Origin of the sequence: Halomonas sp. OfavH-34-E, from assembly GCF_024124525.1 — a bacterium.
GTDB lineage: Bacteria > Pseudomonadota > Gammaproteobacteria > Pseudomonadales > Halomonadaceae > Halomonas > Halomonas litopenaei.
This window is the reverse complement of sequence record NZ_JAMXRY010000129.1, coordinates 1-1021: the sequence shown is the minus strand read 5'-3', so window position 1 is coordinate 1021 and position 1021 is coordinate 1. Positions and strand designations below refer to the sequence as shown.

At 65.6% G+C, this 1021-nt stretch carries 1 protein-coding gene; it reads right to left on the bottom strand.

Annotation, left to right across the window (positions count from 1 at the left end):
* Window positions 1-1021 (bottom strand): Ig-like domain-containing protein (locus NH448_RS23485; protein WP_253029607.1); only part of this gene is annotated, 1021 nt, incomplete at both ends.

The window sequence follows — 1021 nt, the reverse complement described above, 5'->3', positions numbered from 1 at the left end:
TTGGGCGTGAAGGTCAGGCTGCCGTCCGGGTTGACTGCGACGGTACCGACGGTCGCGCCACCCTGAACGGTGGCACCGGTTAGCGCGCCTTGACCATCGGCGCCGAACTGGTCGTTACCGAGCACATCGACGGTGACGGTGCCATCGTTGTCGGTGGTGGCGCTGTCAGCGTTGGCCACCGGCGTGTCGTCATCGACGGTAATGCCGATACTGCCCGAGGCGCTGTCACCGACGCTGTCGGTGATGGTGTAGCCGACGCTGAAGTTGATGTCGCTCTCGACACCGGGGTTGGAATGATCCAGCGGCTTGGCCAGCACCACCTTGTAGTTGCCGTTGGCAACGTCGGTGAGCTGGACGGAGATGACACGGCTACCCGTGTTGTCAAAGCCGACCAGCGAACGACCATTGCTGCTCAGCGACCAGGTCACCGGGCTGCCGCCGGAGGTCAGGGCGGGGAGGCCAGTGGTGTTCCAGCTAAAGCTGCCAGGGCCGTCGCTGCCAAAATCGTAGCCCAGTGAGCCGGTGGCCGCAGTCCGTTCGCCGGCCACGTCATTGATGCCACCGGCGATGCCGCCAGGCAGGCCGTCTTCGTCGAGTACCGCCTTGGGGGGCGTGGTGTTGGGATTGCCATCGGTTTCCGGCGTGGTGGGGCCAGTGCCGCCGTCGCCGACCGCCACACTGAGGCTACCGCCGACCGTGCTGCCGTCACCGTCGGTGGCGGTATAGTCGATGGTGGCGTTGCCGACGAAGTCGGGGTTGGGCGTGAAGGTCAGGGTACCGTCGGGGTTGACCGCAACGGTGCCGACAGCCGCGCCGCCCTGGACCGTGGCGTTGGTGATGCCGTCGGAGCCATCGGCGCCGAACTGGTCATTGCCGAGCACGTCGACGGTGACGGAACCGTCATTGTCGGTGGTAGCGACGTCGGCGTTGGTCACCGGCATGTCGTCATCGACCGTGATATCGATACTGCCGGAGGCGCTGTCACCTGCACTGTCGGTGATGGTGTAGCCGACGCTGAAGT